Origin of the sequence: Massilia sp. CF038 (assembly GCF_900129765.1) — a bacterium.
GTDB lineage: Bacteria > Pseudomonadota > Gammaproteobacteria > Burkholderiales > Burkholderiaceae_D > Telluria_A.
Window position 1 is genome coordinate 63,031 of record NZ_FQWU01000002.1, and the last position, 16,142, is coordinate 79,172.

Genomic DNA, 16,142 nt, shown 5'->3' on the forward strand with positions numbered 1-16,142 from the left:
GGTCGAAAGAAGAGTGGCGGAAAGGTTAATTCTACCAGCCCCCGCCCGTTTGCTGGCAAAGGCCCCTCGCGACATGCACGAGAGACAAGTACAATGTCCATGTGTCACTATTTTGCATCGGTTTTTCCGGAATTTGTTTTTCTTAACGTTAATTCGCGCAAGTGCCTGATTTCGTGGCATGCTATTGAAAACGCATCCTGGAGAAGTACTACATGCCCCCATCGAGCACGTCCCCTGACAACACCAGGGACGATCACGACGACCTGGTATTTTTGGACGAGCACCCGGCGCCGGCAACGGCGGGCGGCGCTTCCCATGTCTGGCGCGTGATGATCATCGACGACGATGAAGACGTGCATTCGACCACCACCTTCGCCCTCGGCAACCTGGACATGCAGCACCGTCCACTTGAATTCGTGCACGCCTATTCCGCCGGCCAGGCGCGTGAACTGCTGCGTACCGAAGCCGACATCGCCGTCATTTTGCTTGACGTGGTGATGGAGCAGGATGACGCCGGCCTGCACCTGGTGCGCTACATCCGCGAGACCCTGAAACTGGCCGACGTGCGCATTATTTTGCGCACCGGCCAGCCCGGCTACGCGCCCGAAATCGACGCCATTCGCGATTTCGATATCAACGATTACAAGACCAAGTCCGAGCTCACCCGCATCAAGCTGTTTACCACCGTCACGGCAGCCATCCGCTCGTACGAGCAGATTCGCGCCATCAGCGCCAACCGGCGCGGCCTGGACCAGGTGGTGCAAGCCAGTACCGAGCTGATGGCCCTGCACGGCGTGCACAATTTTGCCGCTGGCGTGCTGGCGCAGGTGGCCGACATTCTGGCCATGCCGGCCAACGGCGTGCTATGCGTGCAGGAGTGCGCCGACCCGACCCACCCGGACCAGCTGCAGATTGTGGCCACTGCCGGCGCCAGCCGCCGGCTGGGCACGGGGCTGCTGGGCCAGCGCGAAGACGCCGCCATCCACGACGCGCTCGAACGCACCATTGCCGCGCACCGCAATATCTACGACGCCGGCTACGTCACGCTCTACTTTGCCGGCAAGGCTTGCCGCGACTTTGTCGCCTACCTGGTGCTGTCACGCCCGCTCGACGATATCGACCAGCGCCTGCTGGAAGTCTTCTGCAGTAACGTCTCGGTCGGTCTGCACAATGTGGAACTGGTCAGCCACCTGCACAATGCCGCTTTCTACGACCAGCTCTCCAAGCTGCCCAACCGCACCCGCCTGGTCGAAATCCTGGACGCCACCCTGGCCGGCCCTGGCCGCGCCGACGCCACCCTGTCGCTGGTCGACCTGGACCACTTCGCCGAAACCAACGACGCGCTGGGCCACCATTTCGGCGACACCTTGCTGGTGGCCGTGGCCGGCCGCCTGCAAACGAGCCTGGGCCAGGAATTGACGGTGGCGCGCATTGGCGGCGACATCTTCTCGGTGCTGGGCGACGCCTCGGCGGTGAATCCGGCCCGCATCCTGGCCCTGTTCGAAGCGCCCTTCCCGATCGACGGCCAGGAAGTCCAGCTGTCGGCCACCCTCGGTCTGGTGCGCCTGGGCGAGCATGACGGCACCGGCGCCGATGCGCTCAAGGATGCCGACATTGCCCTCAAGCGCGCCAAGCTGCAGCAGCGCGCCGGCCACTTCTACTTCTCGCGCAGCATGGGCGTGGAAATCCGCGAGCGGGTGCGCCTGATGCACGCGCTGCGCACCGGCTTCAGCAAGGGCGAGCTGTCGGTCATGTACCAGCCGCAGATCGATCTGGCCACGCGCCGCCCGGTGGGCGCCGAAGCGCTGCTGCGCTGGTGTGGCGCCGACGGCAAATTCATTTCGCCCGACCGCTTCATCCCGATTGCCGAGTATTCGGGCCTGATCATCGACATTGGCGAATGGGTGTTGCGCGCCGCCTGCCAGGAAGTGGTGCGCCTGCGCGCGGCCGGCTACCGCGACTTCACCATGTCGGTCAACGTCTCGCAAGTGCAGTTCCGCCATCCCTACTTCCTTGAAATGCTGCGCTCGGCCCTGACCGACACCAATGCGCCGCCCGAAAACATCGAGCTGGAGATCACCGAATCGATGGCGATGGAAGAGCCGGACCTGCTGATCAAGATGCTGGCCCAGATCAAGCATACCGGCGTGTCGATCGCCATTGACGACTTCGGGACCGGCTTCTCCTCGCTGTCGTATCTGCAGCGGCTGCAGGTCGACAAGCTCAAGATCGACCGCGCCTTCGTGACTGAAATCACGGGTTCGGCGCGCGGCAGCAGCATTGCTGAAATGGTCATTCAACTGGGCCGCAACCTGGGCCTGTCCGTGATTGCCGAAGGCGTGGAAGACGAGCGCCAGGCCCAGATCCTGCAAGCGCTGGGCTGCCCGATGGCGCAGGGCTTCCTGTTCGCCCGTCCGATGGCGGTGCCGGCCCTCTACGAATGGCTGAGCAACGACGCCCTGCATCGCGCCGCCTGAGGCTTTTCGCCAATTCCTGTGGTTTGAGGGCAACAATTTGGCGGGCTGTGCGCTGCCAGCGGCCCTACTCAGGTAGGATTGTTGCTCATCTCGGCCCATAGCGGCCACTCTGGGAAATTGGCAATGAGCAGGCTTTCCATTTCGCGTCTTGTAAGCTGCGTATTGCTGTGCGCTGCCGCCTGTGGCATCTGCTTGCCGGCCCATGCGCTGGACCCGGGCAAGGCCTTCCACCATTACGTGCGCAACATCTGGTCAATTCAGCATGGTTTGCCGCAAATTAGCGTCGGCGCCATCGTCCAGGATCAGCAAGGCTACATCTGGGTTGCCACCCAGGCTGGCGTGGCCCGCTTTGACGGCGTGCGCTTTACCATCTATTCGCCGGAAACCAATCCCGAGCTGCCCGGCGTGCTGGCCCGCTCGCTGCTGGCTGACAGCGCCGGGCGCGTCTGGATTGGCACTTACAAAGGACTGGCCGTGTTTGAAAACGGCCAGTTCCGCACCATTCCCATTGCCGACCAGGCCCAGTTCCCCGCGCTCGACATCAACGCCCTGGTCGAGGACGAAGGCCGGATCGTGGCCGCCACCAACAATGGTGTGTTTGACGTCAGTGGCGGCAAGCTGGTGCTGCGGCCGGGCAGTCCGGCGCCGGCCACGTCGCTGCTCAAGAGCGCCGACGGCATTTACGTGGGCACCCTGGGCGCCGTCACGCGCCTGCAGGGCAGCACGACGACCGTGCTGGCGCTGCCCGAGCAGCTGCGTCAAGGCATGGTTACGCGCCTGGCCGAAGCCCAGGGCAAAATCTGGGCTGGCACCAGCGTCGGCCTGCTGGTGCGCAGCGGCGAACAGTGGCTGCCTGCCACCACCGATCCGGTGATCCAGAATTCGCCGATTAACATGCTATTCCAGGACAGCGACCGCAGTCTGTGGGTCAGCAGCAATGCCGGCGTGGCGCGCTTGCGCGATGGGGTGTTGGCCGAGGTGGTCCCCGAAAAAAATCCCACTGCCGTCAAGGGCATCATCGCCGCCTTCGAAGACCGCGAGCGCAATCTATGGTTCGGCAGCCAGTGGGTAGGCCTGGTGCGCATGTGGAATGGCTCGACCCGGCGCCTGTCCGGGGCGGAGGGATTGACCGAGCCGATCGTGTGGTCAGTGGCGCGCGCGCCGGATGGTCGCACCTGGGTCGGCACCAACGACGGCTTGTCGGTGTTTCAGGCTGGCCGCTTCAGCCAGGTGCTGCGCGGCGAGCAACTGCCCCACCCCCATGCCTACAATCTGCTGGCCGAGGACGACCGCATCTGGGTCGGTACGCGGCGCGGCCTGGTGCTCTACCGTGGCGGCAAGATCGAAACACCGTCCGTGTTTGCGCCCATGGCCAACGCCCAGATCAACGGCATTGTGCGCGCCAGGGACAACAGCGTCTGGATTCCCACCAGCGAAGGCTTGTTCCACCTGGTGGGCGAACAGCTCACGCACTACGCCAAAGAAGCGGGCCTGGCCGACATCCGCGTGCGCCAGATCCGTGAGCTCAAGGACGGCCGCCTGCTCGTTGCCACCCAGGACGGCTTGTACGAAAAACGCGGCGAGCGCTTTGTGCTGCTCGGGCTCGAACAAGGCTTGCGGCCCAAGATGGACGTCACGTCCGTCCTGGAACTGGCCGACGGCTCGCTCGTCATCAGCACCCTGGCCGAAGACACCTATTTATACAACGGTCGCAGCTGGCAGCGTTTCAGCCGCGCCGACGGCTTCCCGCCCAACACCGCCTTCTTCATGGCCGAAGACAATGCGGGCTTCCTGTGGGAGGCTGGCATCCGTGGCATCACGCGCGCCACCTTGTCCGAAATGCGCCAGGTGCAAAACGGCACCGCCAAAACCGCCTACGCTGAAATGATCCTCAACGAGCGTGGCGACCGCCGCAGCGGCGAACAGGGTTACTGCTGCAATGGCGCCGGCAATTCCAAGGGCTTCATGGACAGTGCCGGCGTGCTCTGGCTGCCCAGCCGCGACGGCGTGGTCACCCTCGACACCCTGGGCGTGGCCAAGAACATGACCGCGCCCACCGCCGTGATCGAGCGCCTGCGCGTGCACGAAAAATGGCAGGATGTGCGGCCTGGCCAGAACCTCAAACTGCCTAGCGACGCGCGCGACCTGGCCTTCGAATTCACCGCCCTGTCGTTCCAGGATCCAGCCAGCGTGGTGCTGCGCTACCGCCTGCACGGCTACGACAAGGATTGGCGCGAGCTGGCCGCCGGCGCCTCGCGTTCGGTCAATTACACCAACCTGCCAGCTGGCAGTTACACCTTCGAGATCAAGGCCAGCAACAATGCCGACGTGTGGAACAAGTCACCGGCCAAACTCGATTTCAGCATCGCCCCCTTGTTCTGGGAGACCGGCTGGTTCGTCGGCCTGATCGCCGCTGCCCTGCTCGGCACCGTGTATGGCGGCTACCGCCTGCAGCGGCGCAAGCACGAGCGTCAGCGCGCCGAACTCGAACAGCAGGTCGCCGAGCGCACCCAGCAGCTGCACGTTGCCAATCTGGCACTGGAACTGGCCAGCCAGACCGACCCGCTGACCGGCCTGCACAATCGCCGCTACCTGAGCAACCAGATTCCCGCCGACCTGGCGTTCTACGAGCGCGAAACCCGGCGCAAGGGTGGCGGCCAGGAGAACACGCTGCTGTTTGCGCTGGTCGATATCGACCACTTCAAGAAAGTCAACGATACCCACGGTCACAAGGCCGGCGACCGGGTCCTGCAGCAAGTGTCGGAAGTGCTGCGGCGCCAGGTACGCACGGGCGACTACCTGGTACGCTGGGGTGGCGAAGAATTCCTGCTCGTGTGCCGCCCCAGCACGCGCCAGTTCGTGCCTGTACTGGGCGAGCGCATCCGGCGCGCCGTGGAAGAGCACTCCTTCGACCTGGGCGATGGTGTGCATATCTCGCTGACCTGCTCGATCGGCCTGGCCGAGAGCGGCCTGTATCTGAACGGCCAGCAATCGGTCGGCTGGGAGCAATTGGTCGAACTGGCTGACGCTGCCCTGTACTGGACCAAGGCCAACGGCCGCAACGGCTGGTCGGCGCTGCGGCCACAGCCGAATGTCGATTTCGCCGAACTGATCGAAAAACTGCATCTGGGTGCCCAGATCATGATCGATACTGGCCGCGTCGTCCTGATCAGCTCGGGTGATGAGCTGTCTGCACAACACGCCGCAGCCCTGGAAGAAGCCGACGACGTTGCAGGATAACCCCGAAAGCTTGCTTCCATTGCAAATGAGCAACACGTTCCCTATTGCGGTAGTGTAAGATTCGTATGTGCGTCTGTCGCACTACAAACAACCTCTCGCCTGTCGATGGCGCCCAGACGGAGTCGTCCGCGTGTTACTTGAAGAAATTGCATTTTTTGTCGTCCTGATCCTGGTCGTGGCGGTCGCCTTTATCATGCTGCGCGGGCGCCGCCGCCCGCCGGAACAGGCACGCGCCCCAAGCACCCACTTCATGATCGATGAAGGGGCCCCGCTCGACCCGGCCACCATCGACCAGATGCAGGAAGACCGCCTGCACAAGCTGCGCTCGGCCGCCGACGAAATGGACGCTGCCGCCACCCGTGCCGGCACCAGCACCTTGATGGACATCCAGTCCATGCTGGACCCGGCCGTCATCTTCCGCGCCGAAGACGAGCGTATTGCCGCCCACATGGCCGCGCGCGCAGAAGCCGAGCGCATCGCTGCCGAAGCCGAAGCCGAGCGCGCCGAAACGCGCCGCGTGGCCGAAGCGCACACCGCCCGGGTGGCCGCCGAAAAGAAGGCTGCAGCCGAAGCGGCTGCCGCTGAAGCGGAACTGCGCCGCCGCGCGCGCGACGTCGCCCGCCTGGAAAACACCGACGCCAAGACCATCGCCGACGATCAGGCCCTGCGCGACGAAGAACAGCGCGTGGCCGCCGAAGAAGCCGAACGCCTGCACACCAAGATGCTGGCCGAGCAAGCCGCCGCCCGCATCGCAGAACGGCGCCAGATTGAAGAAGAAGCAGCGCGCCTGGAAGCCCAGCGCGCCATCGCTGAAGCAACTGCCCGCGCAGAAGCGGAGCGTGTGTCGGCAGCCCACCACGCCGAACTGGCCCGCATGGCGGCGCAAAAACGCGCAGCCGCCCAGGCTGCCGAAGACGAAGCAGAACGCATCGCCAGTGCCCAGGCCGCGGCTGCCGAAGCCGCCCAGCGTGAAGCGACCAGCGTGGCCGAACGCGAAGCAAGCCGGCTCGAGGCCGAGCGCCCCGCTGCCGAAAAAGAAGCGCAGCGCCTGGAAGAAGAACGCATCGCTGCTGAAGAAGCGGCGCGCGTGGCAGCCGAACGGGCCGCCGCGCTCGAAGCAGCACGTCTGGAAGCGATGCGCGTGGCCGCCGAACTGGCGCAGCGCATCGAGGCCGAACGCATCGCCGCGGCCGAAGAAGCGCGCCTGAAAGCCGAGCAGGAAGCGGCCCAATTGGCCGAGCAGGAAGCCGCGCGCGTGGAAGCGGCGCGCGTGGAAGGCGAACGACTGGCGGCCGAACAGGCCGCGCAGGCCGAGGCGGCCCGCATCGAAGCCGAACGCCTGGCGGCCATCGAACAAGCGCGCCTGGAAGCGGCGCGCGTCGAGGCCGAGCGTCTGGCCGCCGAGGAAGCGGCGCGGGCAGAAGCGGCCCGGATTGAAGCCGAACGTGCCGCTGCCGCTGAAGCGGCACGGCTCGAAGCCGAACGGCTGGCGGCGCTGGAAGCGGCGCGGATCGAAGCAGAACGCCTGGCGGCGCTGGAAGCGGCCCGCATCGAAGCCGAACGACTGGCCCAGGAAGAAGCCGCGCGCGTGGAAGCGGCGCGGGTGGCCGCCGAAGAAGCGGCGCGGGTGGAAGCGGCGCGTCTGGCTGCCGAAGAAGCCGCGCGCATCGAACAGCAGCGCCTGGCCGAAGAACGTGCCGAGCAGCTTGAGCGCGAGCGTTTGGCGGCGGAGGAAGCGGCCCGCGTCGAAGCACGCCGCCTGGCCCAGAAAGAAGAAGCACGTCTGGAGGCGAAGCGCATCGCCGACGAACACGAGGCGCGGCGCAACGTCGAAAAACGCGAAGCCGAAGAAATTGCCCGCATCGCCGCCGAGCGCAAAGCCGTGGCCGACGCCAAAAAGGCAGAGGAAGAACGCCTGGCGGCCGAAGAAGCGGCGCGCGTCATCGCCGAACGCCACGCTGCCGCTGAAGCCATGCGCATCGAGGCCGAGCGCGTTGTCGCGGCCGGCAAAGCGCGGGTGGAAGCGAAGCGCATTGCTGCCGAAGCGGCGCGCGAAGAAGCCGAACGCGCCCAGGCCGAAGCCGACCGCGTGGCAGCCGTGCGCGCGGTCAAAGAATCGGGCGCCGTGCCACCGAAGCCAGCGGCGCCGGTACAGAAAGCAGCGGCCGACACCGTGGTGATGATCGCCGACGACTCCAAGGTGGTGCGCGTGAAGACCAACCGCTTCCTGACCAACAACCAGTTCCAGGTGCAGCAGGCCGAAGATGGCCTGGACGCCGTGCGCCAGATCACCGAGCGTATGCCGGACATTTTGATCACCGACGTCGAAATGCCAGGCATGAACGGCTTCGAACTGACAGCGCACATCCGCTCCAGTCCCACGCTCAAGCACATCCCCGTGATCATGATCAGTGCCGAAGAGAGCTACGGCCCCAAGGCCAAGGAAGCCGGCGTCGACGTGCTGCTCGGCAAGCCCTACGCCGACGACGTCATGCTGTCCCACATCCAGCGCTTCCTGCGCGAAGGCCGCCCCGCCTGATCTGTCCCATCCCGGCGCTGCCTTCAGGCGCTGGAATTGGGACAGCGATTGCGATTTTTTTCGGGGAATTAAAGAGCGATGCTGCCGTCGATGACGGTGACGCAGTGCCCGCCGATCCACGGCGCGCCTGCGCGGTAGTGCACCGCGATCCGGCCGTCACACTGCAAGAGCGTGCCCTGCCGCGCACGGTAGCCACTGGTGTTGCCGTCGGGGAAGCCTTGTGCTTGCAGCACGCGGGCGATGCAGGCATTGGCGCTGCCCGTGACCGGGTCTTCGGCCAGCTGGCCTTGCTTGGTGAAGAGGGCCCGCACTTCGTAATCGGCAGGACCGCCCACATCATGCTTGCCGTACATGGCGATGCCCACCACGCCCTGGCGCAAAAATGCGCTCAGACCGGCTGCGTCCACCCGCGCGTCCAGGCAGGCTTGCGCACTTTTCATGCGCACCACCAGCCAGCCGATGCCCATGGTGGCGATCAGCGGTGGCGGCTCAAAACAGATTTGCTCGCTGTTCAGGGTGCTCGACAGCGCAGGAAACAGACTGGGATGCAAGGCCTGCAATTGCGCCTCGGGCGAATGGAAGGCAAGCGCGCCGCCCTCGCCCAGATCGATCGGCACCAGGCCAACGCCACACTCCTGGATCAGCTGCCCTGGTGTTTTGGGACGCAAGCCCGCTTCCAGCAGCGCGTGCGCGGTGCCAAGGGTGGGATGGCCGGCAAAGGCAAATTCGGCACCGGGCGAAAAGATACGCACCCGATAATCAGCCAACGGCGAGGTCGGCGCCAGCACAAAGGTGGTTTCGGATAAATTGGTCCAGCGCGCCAGCGCATGCATCTGCGCTTCGGACAGGCCATCCGCATCGAGCACGACGGCCAGCGGATTGCCCAGCAGTGGCACGCTGGTGAAGACGTCGACCTGCTTGAATCGGCGTTGCACCAGCATGCGCTTATTCTTCCTGCGACGCTTCGGCTGGCCAGTCGCGGATGTAAGCCTTGAGCATGCGGTTTTCGAAGTTTTGCGCTTCCAGCATGGCACGCGCCACGTCGTAGAAGGAAATCACACCGAGCAAGGTGCGCGCATTCATGACCGGCAGATAGCGCGCGTGCTTTTCCAGCATCATGCGCCGCACTTCGTTCACTTCGGTATCGGGGGTGACCGTGATCGGATGGTCGTCCATATGCTTGCGCACTGTGTCGGTGCCGATGGCGCCACCGTTTTTATGCAGGACCTTGATCACTTCGCGGAAGGTCAGCATGCCCACCAGATCGCCAAATTCCATCACCACCAGCGAACCGATGTCTTTTTCGGCCATGGTGTTGACGGCCTCGACCAGCGGCATGTCCGGAGTGGCGGTGTACAGGATGTTGCCCTTGACTTGCAGAATTTCCGAGACTTTCATGGTGGCCGCCCTTGTCTGATGAGGTATATGGTGAGTTGTTTTTATAAGCCTTAGCTCCGAATGTAGCGTAAGCTTGGCGAAAAATCCAGCATTGCGACGAATCAAACTTTAGCGGGATGATCGATCGACTTCCACGCTATTTTAGCCAGGAAACCATTCTTCTGTGCGGTACGGGCATGCTACGATTCGCGCCATCCCATTTCAACCAGATGAGTCCACCATGAGCGGTCCTCGATACCCCGGCTTCGACACCATGTCGCTGCATGCCGGCGCCACGCCAGATCCGGCCACCGGCGCACGCGCTACCCCTGTTTATTTCACCTCGTCCTTCGCGTTCAAGGATTCCGATCACGCCGCCGCGCTGTTCAACATGGAGCGCGCTGGCCACGTGTATTCGCGCATTTCGAACCCCACCAACGCGGTACTGGAAGAGCGCATTGCCGCCTTAGAAGGCGGCGTGGCGGGCATTGCCACCGCCAGCGGCCAGGCCGCCATGTTCCTGGGCCTGGCCACCATTGCCGGCGCCGGCTCGCACATCGTGGCCTCGCGCGCTCTTTACGGCGGCTCGCAAAATCTGCTGGGCTACACGCTCAAGCGTTTTGGCGTCGAGACCACCTTTGTCGATCCGCGCGACCATGCTGCCTGGCGCGCCGCGATCCGCCCGAATACCAAGGTGCTGTTCGCTGAAACGCTGGGCAACCCGGGGCTGGACGTGCTGGACATCGGTGCCGTGGCCGACATCGCCCACGCTGCCCACCTGCCCCTGATGGTCGACTCCACCTTCACCACGCCCTACCTGCTGCGTCCCTTCGAACACGGCGCTGACCTGGTGTTCCACTCAGCCACCAAATTCCTGTGCGGGCACGGCACCGCCATTGGCGGGCTGCTGGTGGATGGCGGCACCTTTGACTGGCAAGCCGCGTACGACCAGAGCGGGCGCTTTGCCGAATTATGCGAGCCGTATGACGGCTTCCATGGGATGGTGTTTGCAGAAGAATCGACCGTGGGCGCGTTTTCGCTGCGCGCGCGGCGCGAGGGCTTGCGCGATTTCGGCGCCATCATGAGCCCGCACAATGCCTTCGCCATCCTGCAAGGGATCGAAACACTGGGCTTGCGCATGGAGCGCCACGTGGCCAACACGCGCAAGGTGGTGGAGTTTCTGCTGACGCATCCGGCAGTTGAATCGGTCTCCTATCCGGAGCTGGAATCGCATCCCGATTATGCACTGGCCAAACGCCTGCTGCCAAAGGGTTGCGGGGCCGTTTTCTCGTTCAGCCTGAAGGGCGACCGCGCTGCCGGACGCCGCTTTGTCGATGGACTCAAGGTGTTTTCTCACCTGGCCAATGTGGGCGACGCCAAGTCGCTGGTGATCCATCCCGCCTCCACCACCCATTTCCGGGTCCCGGTCGAGCAGCTGGCCAAGTCCGGCATTACCGAAGGGACGATGCGCCTGTCGGTTGGACTGGAAAACGTGGACGATCTGATCGACGACCTGGCGCGCGGCCTGAAGCTGTCGCAGAAGGGAGCCTGAGCATGATCGTGACCGTACAAGACCAGGCAGCGTATTTCTATACCGGCGGCAAAGCCTTCGATCCTGCCCGCCCCAGCGCCATCTTCATTCACGGTGCCCAGAACGACCATTCGGTCTGGGCCCTGCAAACCCGCTATTTTGCCCACCATGGCTTTAACGTGCTGGCGCTTGACCTGCCCGGCCATGGCCGCAGCCAGGGCGCGGCAAAACAAAGCGTCGAGGACATGGCCGACTGGGTGCTGGCCCTGATGGACGCTGCTGGCGTGGACAAGGCCATGATGATCGGCCACAGCATGGGTTCCCTGATCGCGCTGGAAGCATCGCAGCGCGCGCCGGATCGCGTCACCCGAATGGCATTGGTGGGCACCACCTACCCGATGAAAGTATCGGACGCGCTGCTTGCCAGCGCGCGTGACGACGAACAAGCCGCAATCGACATGGTCAACATCTTTTCGCACTCGTCGATGGCGCAAAAACCGTCGTGCCCGGGCCCCGGCTTTTCCACCATGGGGGGCGCGCGCCGCTTGATGCAGCGTATGTCGCAACGCAATCCCGCGCAGCTGTTCTTCACCGATTTCTACGCCTGCAATGCGTATGCCAATGGTGAACAGGCCGCGCAGGCAGTACGCTGTCCGGTGCTGTTCCTGTTCGGCAGTCTGGACATGATGACGCCACCGCGTTCGACCAAAACCCTGACGGCGGCCATCAGCCACGGCAAGGTGGTGCAGGTCGCGGCCGGACACCAGATGATGGCCGAGCAGCCCGACGCCGTGCTCGACGCCTTGTTTGCCTTTGCCACCGGGAGTTAGCCATGACTGAGCGCTATACCAGCTTCAGCGAATTCTATCCGTTTTACCTGACCCAGCATGCCAACCGCATTTGCCGCCGCACGCACTTCATCGGCAGCAGCGGCGCCCTGGCCTGCCTGGCAGCCCTGGTCGCGACTGGAAACGCCTGGTGGATCGTGGCGGCGCTGGTGTCTGGCTATGGCGGCGCCTGGATTGGCCACTTCGTCTACGAAAAGAACCGCCCTGCTTCCTTCGCCCAGCCGCTGCTGTCGTTTCGCGCCGACTGGGTCATGTACTGGCAGATGCTGACGGGTAAGCTGAGCTGGTGAGGTAATCAGCTTAAGCAGCCACCCCAAAGTGGTCTGCCAGCGTCTGATCCAGCCCGCCTTCAACGGCCTGCTCCACCTGCCGCGCCAGCGCGCTGGTATCGAGCGTCAACGGCGACGTGCCATCCAGATCAAGCGCCTTGGCCGCGTCGGCGGCGGTACCGCTGAACACGAACAGGCGGTACACATCGGCCAGCCGCAGCTTGTGCACGTTCACCAGCAAGACCCAGTTGTCCGCGCCTTCGCGCGCCCGCTTGCCCCAGCGCGAGCGGGTCGTCACATCTTCCTGCACGCGGCCCACCCAGCCCACGCGCAGCATTTTCTCCAGCAGTGTGGTCATTTCGTCGTAGCCAAAACGGGTATGCGCGCGAATCGACGCCGACGACACCAGCGCCGTGTCGTTTGCCTGCGCGCTGCCATGCAAGACCTTCAGAATCGCCATGGCGTCGACAAACGCGCCACCTGGCACCGGCCGATACCACCAGCGCTCGTACTTCACCACCGGCAGCGCGGCCGCGATCAGGGCGCCAATCAAGGTGATCATCCAGGACAGATAGATCCACAGCAGGAACAGCGGCAGCGCCGCCAGGGCGCCGTAAATCACTGCATAGGTGGGGAACTGGCGCACGAACATGGCAAACAGGCGCTTGGCGATTTCGAATGCAATCGCTGCCACCACCCCGCCCCAGACCGCGTCGCGCCAGTCGACGTGGCGGTTCGGCACAGCCATGTACAGCAGCGTGTAGCCACCCGTGGTCAGTGCCACGGAAATGAAGGTGTACAGGATGCCGCTGGCCAGCGGGACCGCCTTGGCCAGCCCGCTGGTAGCCACAAACAGCTGCGACGACGCCGAGATCGACAAGCCGAACAGCAATGGTCCCAGTGTGACCAGGGCCCAGTAAATCACGATGCGCTGTCCCAGCGGGCGCACCCGCTTGACGCGCCAGATCTGGTTGAAGGCGCGCTCGATCATCCCCATCATGGCCGCCGAGGTAAACAGCAGCGCCACCGCGCCCACTGCGGACAGGCTTTTGGCCTTGCTGGCAAACTGGGTCAGGTTGGTGACAACGGTGTTGGCGATCCCCTTCGGCATCATGGTCTGGACGAAGTAGGCATCCATCGACGCGCGGAAGTTGCTGAAGATCGGGAACGTCGTAAACAGGGCCAGAATGATCGTCAACAGGGGCACCAGCGCCAGAATGGTCGTAAACGTCAGGCTGCCTGCCACTTGCTGCAGCTTTTCTTCGGTGAGGCGGCGGCGCGCAAAGTACAGCAGGTCGCGCGCTTCGCTCCACGTGAGGCCACGGACGACGTCGACGCTGGAGTTGATCATCTGGTTGGTAGAACGGGAAATTTTGGAAAGCATGAAGTCTGAAAAACGCGCCCGGGTGGCGATGTCGGCCTGTAAAGCGCCCTATAATACCAATGATGAACCCAACCAATCCGATTATTCTTGTTTTGTATTACTCGCGCCATGGCGCCACGCGCAAACTGGCCGAACTGATCGCCCAAGGCATCGAGAGCGTGGCCGGGGTCGATGCCCGCCTGCGCACGGTGCCTGCGGTGTCCACCGTGACCGAGGCCACCGAGTCCGATATCCCGTCGGCCGGCGCACCCTATGTCGAGCTGCAGGACCTAGCCGACTGCGCCGGCCTGGCGCTGGGTTCGCCCACCCGCTTTGGCAACATGGCCGCTGCGATGAAATACTTTCTTGATGGAACGGCAGCGCAGTGGCTGTCCGGTACCTTGTCGGGCAAGCCGGCCGTCGTGTTCACCTCCACCGGCAGCCTGCACGGCGGCCAGGAATCGACCCTGCTCACCATGATGATCCCGCTGCTGCACCATGGCATGATGGTGATGGGCTTGCCTTATACCGAGCCGGCGCTGATGACCACCTCCAGTGGCGGCAGCCCCTACGGCCCCACCCACTGGTCCGGCATCGACGGTAACAAGCCCATCAGCGACGATGAAAAAAAACTGGCCATCGCCATGGGCAAACGGCTAGCCGAAACGGCAGTGCGACTGCAGGGAGCTCGCTGATGGAAGCGCCAAAATATTTTCACATGGGGGCCATTGCCAGTCTGGTGCTGCTGATCGTCTGGCTGGTGGCCTGGGAAACCGTGGTCGCGCCGCTGCACCCGGGCTGGTCGTGGGTGGCCCTGAAGGCGGTGCCGCTGCTCATCCCCCTGGGCGGCGTGATCAAGCGCGATATTTATACCCTGCAGTGGTCGTCCATGGTGATCCTGCTGTACTTCACCGAAGGCGTGGTACGCGCCTGGAGCGACCGTGCCGCCATTTCGCAAATCATGGCCTGGGGCGAAATCGTTCTGGTCTGCGTCTATTTCGTGTGCGCGCTGCTGTACCTGCGTCCATATAAAAAGGCGGCCAAGCGCATCGCCAAAGAATTGCTCGAAAAGGTCAATTCGGCCAAATGACGATGGATTTCCTGGCCCGCTGCCGCGCCATTGCCGGCACCGATCATGTGCTGACCGCCGCCACCGACATGGCGCCCTTCCTGACCGATTGGCGCGGCCGCTTTACCGGAAGCGCCCTGGCGGTGCTGCGCCCGGCCGACGTGCAGCAGGTCGCTGCCCTGGTGCGGGCCTGCGCCGACTGGCGCGTGCCGCTGGTGCCGCAAGGCGGACGAACTGGCCTGGTGCTGGGCAGCGTGCCCGACGCCAGTGCCAGCGCGGTGGTGCTCTCGCTCAGCCGCCTGAACCGCATCCGTTCGCTGGACGCTGTCAATCGCACCATCACGGTCGATGCCGGCTGTATTCTGCAAGCCATCCAGGACGCGGCCGCGGCCGAGGATTGCCTGTTCCCCCTGTCCCTGGCAGCCGAAGGCAGTTGCACCATTGGCGGCAATTTGTCGACCAATGCGGGCGGCACTGCCGTACTTCGCTACGGGAATACCCGTGAGCTGTGCCTGGGCCTGGAGGTGGTGACCGCCCAGGGCGCCATCTGGGACGGCTTGCGCGGCCTGCGCAAGGACAATACCGGCTACGATCTGCGCGACCTGTTCATTGGCGCCGAAGGCACGCTGGGCGTGATCACCGGGGCGGTGCTAAAACTGTTCCCGCAGCCGCGCGCCGCACTTGCCGCCATGGTGGCCATCGATACGCCGCGCCACGCGCTGGACTTGCTGCATCTGATGCAAGCGCGCTGCGGTGCCAGCCTGACCGGCTTTGAATTGATGTCCGACCTGGCCATGCGCCTGGTGGCCACCCATTTCCCGGCCTTGCCCAAACCCTTTACGGCGCGCCACCGCCAGTACGTGCTGGTGGAAGTGTCGAGCAGCCAATCGTGCGAGCATGCGGTCGAACTGCTGGAAAGCGCCATCGCCGACGCGCTCGAACGCGATCTGGCCGACGACGCAGTGGTGGCCACCTCGGTCGCGCAGGCGCGTGGCTTGTGGCAGGTGCGCGAACATATCTCGATGGCCCAGGCTGCCGCCGGCAAGAACATCAAGCACGATATTTCCCTGCCCATTTCCCGGATTGCCGACTTCATTAGCAGCACCGACGCCCTGCTGGAGGCCGCCTTCCCGGGCTGCCAGCTGGTGTGCTTCGGGCATCTGGGCGATGGCAATCTGCATTACAACGTGGCGCCCCCCGAGGGCGCCAGCCATGACGCATTCCTGCTGCATCAGGAGGCGGTCAACCGCATCGTGCACGACAGCGTGGCTGCATTCAACGGCTCGATTTCGGCCGAGCATGGCATCGGCATGCTCAAGCGAGACGAGCTGATCCGCTATAAATCCGAGATCGAGCTGAACATGATGCGTGCGATCAAATCGGCACTGGACCCGCTCGGCATCATGAATCCTGGCAAAGTCCTGTGAAC

At 64.1% G+C, this 16,142-nt stretch carries 12 protein-coding genes; 9 read left to right on the forward strand and 3 right to left on the reverse strand.

The window, feature by feature from the left end; all coding sequences use genetic code 11:
* Positions 1-212: 212 nt before the first annotated feature.
* The 3 genes from BUC24_RS10335 to BUC24_RS10345 all read left to right on the forward strand — a co-directional run bounded on the left by BUC24_RS10335 (position 213) and on the right by BUC24_RS10345 (position 8,256).
* Positions 213-2,477: a putative bifunctional diguanylate cyclase/phosphodiesterase gene (locus tag BUC24_RS10335; protein WP_073215260.1), complete on the forward strand. Its 2,265-nt coding sequence runs from the start codon at positions 213-215 to the stop codon at positions 2,475-2,477.
* Positions 2,478-2,600: 123 nt separating this feature from the next.
* Positions 2,601-5,717: a ligand-binding sensor domain-containing diguanylate cyclase gene (locus BUC24_RS10340; protein ID WP_083598862.1), complete on the forward strand. Its 3,117-nt coding sequence runs from the start codon at positions 2,601-2,603 to the stop codon at positions 5,715-5,717.
* Positions 5,718-5,847: 130 nt separating this feature from the next.
* Positions 5,848-8,256 (forward strand): response regulator, encoded by a 2,409-nt coding sequence (locus BUC24_RS10345; protein ID WP_073215266.1) that lies wholly within the window; start codon positions 5,848-5,850, stop codon positions 8,254-8,256.
* Positions 8,257-8,324: 68 nt separating this feature from the next.
* Here BUC24_RS10345 and BUC24_RS10350 read toward each other — a convergent pair whose 3' ends face one another.
* Together BUC24_RS10350 and BUC24_RS10355 are read right to left on the reverse strand one after the other, a co-directional pair.
* Complete coding sequence (locus BUC24_RS10350) at positions 8,325-9,197, reverse strand: PhzF family phenazine biosynthesis protein (protein ID WP_073215269.1); 873 nt, start codon at positions 9,195-9,197, stop codon at positions 8,325-8,327.
* Positions 9,198-9,201: 4 nt separating this feature from the next.
* Entirely contained in the window at positions 9,202-9,654 is a 453-nt protein-coding gene (locus tag BUC24_RS10355) for a CBS domain-containing protein (protein WP_073215273.1), read from the reverse strand.
* A 220-nt stretch (positions 9,655-9,874) separates the two neighbouring features.
* On the opposite strand from BUC24_RS10355, the gene BUC24_RS10360 reads away from it, so the two are divergent.
* From BUC24_RS10360 to BUC24_RS10370, 3 genes are read left to right on the forward strand one after another with little or no spacing between them, the layout of a single operon-like run.
* Complete coding sequence (locus BUC24_RS10360) at positions 9,875-11,185, forward strand: O-acetylhomoserine aminocarboxypropyltransferase (protein WP_073215276.1); 1,311 nt, start codon at positions 9,875-9,877, stop codon at positions 11,183-11,185.
* A gap of 2 nt (positions 11,186-11,187) precedes the next feature.
* On the forward strand, positions 11,188-11,994 hold the full coding sequence (locus BUC24_RS10365) for an alpha/beta fold hydrolase (protein ID WP_073215279.1): 807 nt from the start codon (positions 11,188-11,190) through the stop codon (positions 11,992-11,994).
* A 2-nt stretch (positions 11,995-11,996) separates the two neighbouring features.
* The gene (locus tag BUC24_RS10370) at positions 11,997-12,302 is read left to right on the forward strand and encodes an Mpo1-like protein (protein ID WP_073215282.1); all 306 of its coding nucleotides are present in this window, start codon (positions 11,997-11,999) and stop codon (positions 12,300-12,302) included.
* 10 nt (positions 12,303-12,312) lie between these two features.
* Here the strand turns inward: BUC24_RS10370 and BUC24_RS10375 are convergent, their stop codons facing one another.
* A complete protein-coding gene (locus tag BUC24_RS10375; protein ID WP_229448162.1) occupies positions 12,313-13,665 on the reverse strand; it encodes a YihY family inner membrane protein in 1,353 nt (450 codons plus the stop codon).
* Positions 13,666-13,727: 62 nt separating this feature from the next.
* On the opposite strand from BUC24_RS10375, the gene wrbA reads away from it, so the two are divergent.
* The 3 genes from wrbA to BUC24_RS10390 are packed head-to-tail and all read left to right on the forward strand — an operon-like array spanning position 13,728 to position 16,140.
* On the forward strand, positions 13,728-14,339 hold the full coding sequence (gene wrbA / locus BUC24_RS10380; protein ID WP_073219912.1) for an NAD(P)H:quinone oxidoreductase: 612 nt from the start codon (positions 13,728-13,730) through the stop codon (positions 14,337-14,339).
* Entirely contained in the window at positions 14,339-14,734 is a 396-nt protein-coding gene (locus tag BUC24_RS10385) for a DUF2069 domain-containing protein (protein ID WP_073215284.1), read from the forward strand. Before wrbA ends, BUC24_RS10385 begins: the two co-directional genes overlap by 1 nt.
* The gene (locus BUC24_RS10390) at positions 14,731-16,140 is read left to right on the forward strand and encodes an FAD-binding oxidoreductase (RefSeq protein ID WP_073215287.1); all 1,410 of its coding nucleotides are present in this window, start codon (positions 14,731-14,733) and stop codon (positions 16,138-16,140) included. Before BUC24_RS10385 ends, BUC24_RS10390 begins: the two co-directional genes overlap by 4 nt.
* The last annotated feature ends 2 nt before the right edge of the window (positions 16,141-16,142 follow it).